The organism is Flavobacterium bizetiae, from assembly GCF_902804475.1.
GTDB lineage: Bacteria > Bacteroidota > Bacteroidia > Flavobacteriales > Flavobacteriaceae > Flavobacterium > Flavobacterium bizetiae.
This window is the reverse complement of sequence record NZ_CADCSU010000088.1, coordinates 21,076-28,048: the sequence shown is the minus strand read 5'-3', so window position 1 is coordinate 28,048 and position 6,973 is coordinate 21,076. Positions and strand designations below refer to the sequence as shown.

Genomic DNA, 6,973 nt, shown 5'->3' with positions numbered 1-6,973 from the left:
AGACATACTGTAATCTTTCTGTGTACGCTTTACATAGCGTAATTCTTGATCTTTTTCCATAATGATACTTTTTATGTATCGCTATTTCAGGACAAGACAGAAACTTAAAATAAAAAAGCACCAGTTGTGACTGATGCTTTTTTTATGAATATGTCCCGTCCTAGAATAAGTTGACACTAAATCTACTTATTCTAGGACGGGACATCAATAACAAAAAACCTCTCATTTCTGAGAGGTTTTTCCATAAATATAAAACAGTAAATTCTACATATTCCTTCTATACTGCCCACCCACTTCAAACAATGCTGAAGTAATCTGCCCCAAAGAACAAACCTTTGTAGCTTCCATTAAATGGTCGAATAAGTTTTCGTTTTTAATCGCGGCTTCTTGTAGTTTGTTGAGATGCTCGTTTACTTTTGCTTCGTGAAACTGGTGTAAGTTATCGAGCATTGTAATTTGATATTGTTTTTCTTCTTCGGTGGCGCGAATTACTTCTGCCGGAATTACAGTTGGAGAACCTTTTGAACTCAGGAACGTGTTTACACCCACAATTGGGAAATCTCCGTTGTGTTTTAAGGTTTCGTAATACAAACTTTCTTCCTGAATTTTAGAACGTTGGTACATGGTTTCCATTGCACCAAGAACTCCACCACGTTCGGTAATTCGGTCGAATTCTTGTAGAACCGCAGCTTCAACTAAATCGGTTAATTCTTCGATGATGAATGAACCTTGTATTGGGTTTTCGTTTTTAGCCAGACCTAATTCCTTATTGATAATCAACTGAATCGCCATTGCTCTACGTACAGACTCTTCGGTTGGTGTTGTAATTGCTTCATCGTAAGCATTGGTATGCAGTGAATTACAGTTGTCATAAATCGCATACAGAGCCTGTAAAGTTGTTCTAATATCGTTGAAATCAATTTCTTGTGCGTGCAATGAACGTCCAGAAGTCTGAATATGGTATTTTAGCATTTGTGCTCTTTCGTTGGCGCCGTATTTGTTTTTCATGGCTTTTGCCCAAATTTTACGTGCCACACGACCAATAACTGAATATTCAGGATCTACTCCGTTCGAGAAAAAGAACGATAAATTAGGTCCGAAATCGTTGATGTTCATTCCACGACTTAAGTAATATTCCACGTAAGTGAAACCATTAGAAAGCGTAAATGCCAATTGGGTAATTGGGTTTGCTCCCGCCTCGGCAATATGATATCCTGAAATCGAAACCGAATAGAAATTACGAACGTTTTTAGTAATAAAATATTCCTGAACGTCGCCCATTAATCGTAGTGCAAATTCAGTAGAAAAAATACAAGTGTTTTGCGCCTGATCTTCTTTTAAAATATCGGCCTGAACCGTTCCACGAACTTGTGATAAGGTTTTTACTTTTATCTCATTATAAACATCCAAAGGCAAAACCTGATCTCCGGTAACACCCAAAAGCATTAATCCTAAACCGTCGTTTCCTTCCGGTAAATCGCCTTGGTATTTAGGGCGTTCTGTTCCTTTTTCTTTATATATTTTGTTGATTTTAGCTTCAACTTCTTTTTCAAGATCGTTTGCTTTGATGTAATATTCGCATTGCTGATCGATCGCCGCATTCATAAAAAAGCCCAACAACATTGGCGCTGGCCCGTTTATGGTCATACTTACAGATGTTAAAGCGTGTACCAAATCGAAACCTGAATACAGTTTTTTAGCATCATCCAAACAACAAATCGAAACTCCGGCATTCCCGATTTTTCCGTAAATATCAGGACGAATATCCGGATCGTTTCCGTATAAAGTCACACTATCAAAAGCCGTCGAAAGTCGTTTTGCCGGTAATCCTGCACTTACATAATGAAAACGTTTATTGGTTCTTTCCGGTCCGCCTTCTCCTGCAAACATTCTTGACGGATCTTCGCCTTCACGCTTAAAAGGATATAATCCTGAAGCAAACGGAAATTCTCCTGGAACATTTTCCTGTAAATTCCAACGCAGGATATCGCCCCAGGCTTCATATTTAGGTAAAGCAATTTTTGGGATTTGTAAATGTGATAAACTTTCAGAATGTGTTGCAATCTTAATTTCTTTATCACGAACTTTAAACGAGTAAACCGGATTTTTATATTTGGCTACTTTCTCATTCCAATTCAGGATAATTTCCCAATTGTACGGATCTAAATCCATTTTTACCTTATCAAACTGATTCAATAAAAGATTAAGAAATATTTTATTTTCGTCGTGTGGCTGAGCTGCGCTTGGTAAAACAGTCGAGTCATCGATTCCTGCTTTATTAATTTGCGGAACTTTTCCTGAAACCGATTCTATGGTTTTAAAAATTCCGTATAATTTTTGTGCTACTTTTTGTTGAGAAACGGCACTTTCGTCATACGATCTGTTATTCTCTGAAATTTCAGATAAATAACGGGTTCTGTGTGGCGGAATCACGAAGATTTTCTCGCTCATTTCTTTGGTGATCTCAAAAGTCGATTTCAGTTCTGAGGCTGTTTTTTCGACAATTTTATCCATGATCGCTTTATAAAGCGTGTTCATTCCCGGATCATTAAATTGTGATGCAATGGTTCCGAAAACCGGCATATCATCAGGATTTTTATCCCAAAGATTATGATTGCGCTGGTATTGTTTTTTAACGTCGCGAATGGCGTCTAATGCTCCTCTTTTATCAAACTTGTTCAAAGCTACCAAATCAGCAAAATCAAGCATGTCGATTTTCTCTAATTGTGTTGCAGCTCCAAACTCGGGTGTCATTACATATAAGGATACATCAGAATGGTCCATAATCTCAGTATCTGATTGCCCGATTCCTGAAGTTTCCAGAATAATCAAATCGTATTTTGCTGCTTTTAAAACCTGAATGGCTTCGGCAACATATTTAGACAATGCCAGATTTGACTGACGTGTTGCCAACGAGCGCATATAAACGCGAGGATTATTAATAGCATTCATACGGATTCTGTCTCCTAAAAGTGCTCCTCCTGTTTTACGTTTCGAAGGATCGACAGAAATCAATCCGATTGTTTTTTCAGGGAAATCAATTAAAAATCGACGAACCAATTCATCTACCAAAGATGATTTTCCGGCTCCACCCGTTCCGGTAATTCCTAAAACAGGAATGATAGAATTGGTATTATTAGTATGTATCTGGTCAAAAACCGGTTTTGCAATTTCAGGGAAATTCTCTGCCGCAGATATTAATCGTGCAATGGCAGTTGGAACTTTATTTTCGATATGATCTATTTCTCCGTTTAATTTGTCTCCAATAGGATAATCAGAACGTTCTACCAAATCGTTGATCATTCCCTGTAACCCCAAAGAACGGCCATCATCTGGCGAATAAATTCTCGTAATACCATATTCATGCAATTCTGCAATCTCACTTGGCAGGATTACTCCGCCTCCGCCTCCAAAAATCTTGATGTGCCCCGCTCCTTTTTCATGAAGCAAATCATACATATATTTAAAGTATTCATTGTGTCCGCCCTGATAAGAGGTCATAGCAATAGCATTTGCATCTTCCTGAATAGCGGTATTGACCACTTCCTCGACACTACGGTCATGGCCCAGGTGAATCACTTCAACCCCGGTTGACTGAATAATACGTCGCATGATATTAATCGCTGCATCATGTCCGTCAAAAAGAGATGCTGCCGTAACAATTCTTACTTTATTTTTAGGAATATATGGTATTTGTTGTTCCATTTTATGAATATGATAATTTTAAGGGAGCAATTTACAAAATATTATAATATTTGATTACCCTTATATCTTTTTGTTAACAAAAAAAATAATCTTTTTTTGATATCGAGGGGTAACAATCGAAATCGTTATCGTATATATCCTATATAAGTCTTATAGAAATGTTAACAACATGGTAATCTTGAAAAATTTAGATTAAATACAACAACTTGTTTTCCAGATATCTAAAGTAATTTAGCATGGTAGAAAAGCCCCAAATTTTTACCCAAAAACTTTTACCGTCAAGTAATAAACGTAAAAATTTAAAAAATGAAAACATTATATCCATTCGCCGTAATTTTAAGTTTAAGTTTTGTTTTATCTTCTTTTAATAAAGCAGAAAATAACATTGATTCTCATAAAAAAACTTCAACTGTTGCCACCGTTTACCATCATTCTGATGCTGATGTAGACGCAATTTCAAATGATTTCTTTAAAAGATATTCTGATTTGAAAAAATATAAATCTGATGTCATGTCTTTATATAAAAATAGAACTTTAGGAACTATTTGGTTTGATGAAGATGATATCAATGAATTTGGTACTGTATTATACGAAAAAGCAAAAAAAACAAATGATCTGATTATTCCTTATCAAAAAGAAATCGACGAGCTTTTTTCTACATCTGAAACTAAACTTTCTAAAACAGATGCTGATATGCTTTTAAGCTCATTATATATTGCTTACGCTAAAAAAAGCATTGCAGACACTAAGAAAAAAGTATCTTATGATGCTATGTTGAAAGATTTCTTAAACTATAGCACTATCGAAGAAGCCACTGCTACAACCAGCGCAGATGCAGCCAATGTAAAAGTAGAATACGATCAATACTATAAATTGCAGGATGTTCTTAAAAAATACAAAAAAATAGAACGTTCAAATAAATGGAAACCAATTGTTCCGGAAGAAACACCCTATAAAGAATTACGTCCGGATGCCGTTTCCTCTACCATTACTCAGGTTAGAACACGTTTGTATTTATTAGGTGATTTAAAAAACGATTCTAAAAGTAACGTTTATGATCGCGAATTGATGGATGCTGTAATGAAATACAAAGTTCGTAATGGTTTTAAACCTAATTATATTTTAGCCGAAGAACATATTAAAGAAATGAACGTACCGCTTTCCGACAAAATGGAAACCCTAAAACTTAATATGGAAAGATGTCGTGCGATTTCGGCTCTGATTGCCAGTAGCGATGAGTATGTTTTGGTAAACGTTCCTTCATACGAATTAGTGTATGTTAAAAACGGAAAAGTACAAATGACATCGAGCGTATTTGTTGGAGCGCCATTAACTAAAACCACTATTTTTAATGGTGAGATTGACAGAATCGTTTTTAGCCCTTACTGGACTGTACCACAAAGTATTGTAAACAACGAATTGAAAGGTAAAATAGCTGAAAATAAAAATTATCTTGCCGAAAAAAATATGGAAATGGTAAATGGTCAGGTAAGACAAAAACCAGGTCCGGACAACTCTCTAGGATTGGTAAAATTTATGTTCCCAAACCCAGATGATATTTATATGCACGATACACCATCTAAAACTTTATTCGATTTTGAAAAAAGAACGTTCAGCCATGGTTGTATCAATGTAAAAATGGCCAAAGAATTAGCAGTAGCAATGCTTAAAGATTATCCTGAATGGACTCAGGCTAAAATTGATAAAGCAATGGAGGGTAAAACCGAAAACAGCTTTAAATTAGCCAAAAAAGTACCTATCTATATTACTTACTTTACTTCATTAGTAAACGAAAATGGTGAGATTGGTTTCTTTCAGGATGTTTACGAAAAAGATACGGAGTCAACTACTGAAAAAACTGTTACTTTAAATTAATCGCTTCAAAATAAAAAAAATCGGGAATCCATTAAGTTGGATTCCCGATTTTTTTTTTTGATGAGTAGGAGCAATTCTAAACTATCTTTTTTTTTAAACTTATAATGTTATACCCTAAACTTTTAATGGTACTTCATATTTCTTTTTAAATAGACCTTTGCAAATAATTTAAAAGCACTATTCTGCAAAATCAAAACTATGAAAATTACTACCATTAAATCAGTTATGTTTTTCCTTATTTTAAGTCTGACGGGATGTTCTTCTGACGATTCTAATGAAGAAGAGAACATTGTGCCGGAAAAAAACTCATACGAATACTACGTAAATGCTACAATGCAGCAAGCAATTGATGATCTTGGTATAACGATTCACAAAGGTTTAACTCCTCCTAATGTAGAGGGTATTTATACCATAAACCCTTTTTACTGTGCTAAATCTACTAAACCCGGAGATCTTTTTGATGATCTGGAGATAGGTGCATCAACCCTTACACTTTCGAATCAGAATTCTGCAAAACTAAGCGTCGATTTCAAAAATTTCCTGATCTATTCCTTCATGTTTAAAAATGAAACCTGGCAGGGAAAAGGTTCTTTTATATCTGGAGAAGGCAATAAATTCTCTATTTTATTGCATAGCGATGGAGAACTAGCAGGAACTGATCATGTTTCGAAATTTCAAACCCTGATTATCTTATCTTGTGAAATAGATGTTCAGAATAATAAAATAAAAGGTATCAAAAATTTGCAAATGGCATCGATCATGTCTGATGATTATGGTGATCCTCATAAAGATCTAATGGAAATTGGAATGGGGAGATTTTTTACTAATAGTTATGCCGGCGTGAAATAAATAAAAATTCTTACTTACCAATAATTAAATCTAAAATGAGATTTAAAAAATCATTTGTATTTCAATTTTAATTATCGGTATCTTTCTAACTTTAAACTCAAATCTAAATAAAAATCTATTTTATGGAAGACGAATACGTTGAAGTTAGAAAAAGTTGGTGGGAAAGAAACTGGAAATGGTTTGTACCAACAGGATGTGTAAGCATTTTGCTGATTTTTGTGGTATTTATAGCTAGTATTTTCTTTGGAGTTACCTCGATGATGACCAATTCTGATGCGTATAAAGGCGCTATGATCGAAGCACAAAAGAATAAACAGGTTATTGAAAAACTGGGAAGCCCGATTGAAGATGACGGAATGACTTCCGGAAGTATAAACACAACCAACGATAGCGGAAATTGTGATCTACAAATCCCTATAAAAGGTCCTAAAGGAAAAGCAACCTTATTTGTTGTGGCCCAGAAAAAAGGCACATGGAAATACAGCGAAATGAGTGTTTTGATTAAAAACACAAACGAAGAAATTGATTTACTGAAAAAATAACA

General features: G+C 34.9%; 4 protein-coding genes. 3 read left to right on the top strand and 1 reads right to left on the bottom strand.

Annotation, left to right across the window (positions count from 1 at the left end; translation table 11 throughout):
* Nucleotides 1-264: 264 nt before the first annotated feature.
* Nucleotides 265-3,705: a methylmalonyl-CoA mutase family protein gene (locus FLACOL7796_RS11600; RefSeq protein ID WP_173970944.1), complete on the bottom strand. Its 3,441-nt coding sequence runs from the start codon at nt 3,703-3,705 to the stop codon at nt 265-267.
* A 306-nt stretch (nt 3,706-4,011) separates the two neighbouring features.
* Between FLACOL7796_RS11600 and FLACOL7796_RS11595 the strand changes: the two genes are divergently transcribed.
* The 3 genes from FLACOL7796_RS11595 to FLACOL7796_RS11585 all read left to right on the top strand — a co-directional run bounded on the left by FLACOL7796_RS11595 (nt 4,012) and on the right by FLACOL7796_RS11585 (nt 6,971).
* Entirely contained in the window at nt 4,012-5,580 is a 1,569-nt protein-coding gene (locus FLACOL7796_RS11595; RefSeq protein ID WP_173970943.1) for a L,D-transpeptidase family protein, read from the top strand.
* 198 nt (nt 5,581-5,778) lie between these two features.
* Complete coding sequence (locus FLACOL7796_RS11590; protein ID WP_173970942.1) at nt 5,779-6,429, top strand: hypothetical protein; 651 nt, start codon at nt 5,779-5,781, stop codon at nt 6,427-6,429.
* Between the two features lie 122 nt (nt 6,430-6,551).
* Entirely contained in the window at nt 6,552-6,971 is a 420-nt protein-coding gene (locus tag FLACOL7796_RS11585) for a cytochrome c oxidase assembly factor Coa1 family protein (RefSeq protein ID WP_173970941.1), read from the top strand.
* Nucleotides 6,972-6,973: the final 2 nt, after the last annotated feature.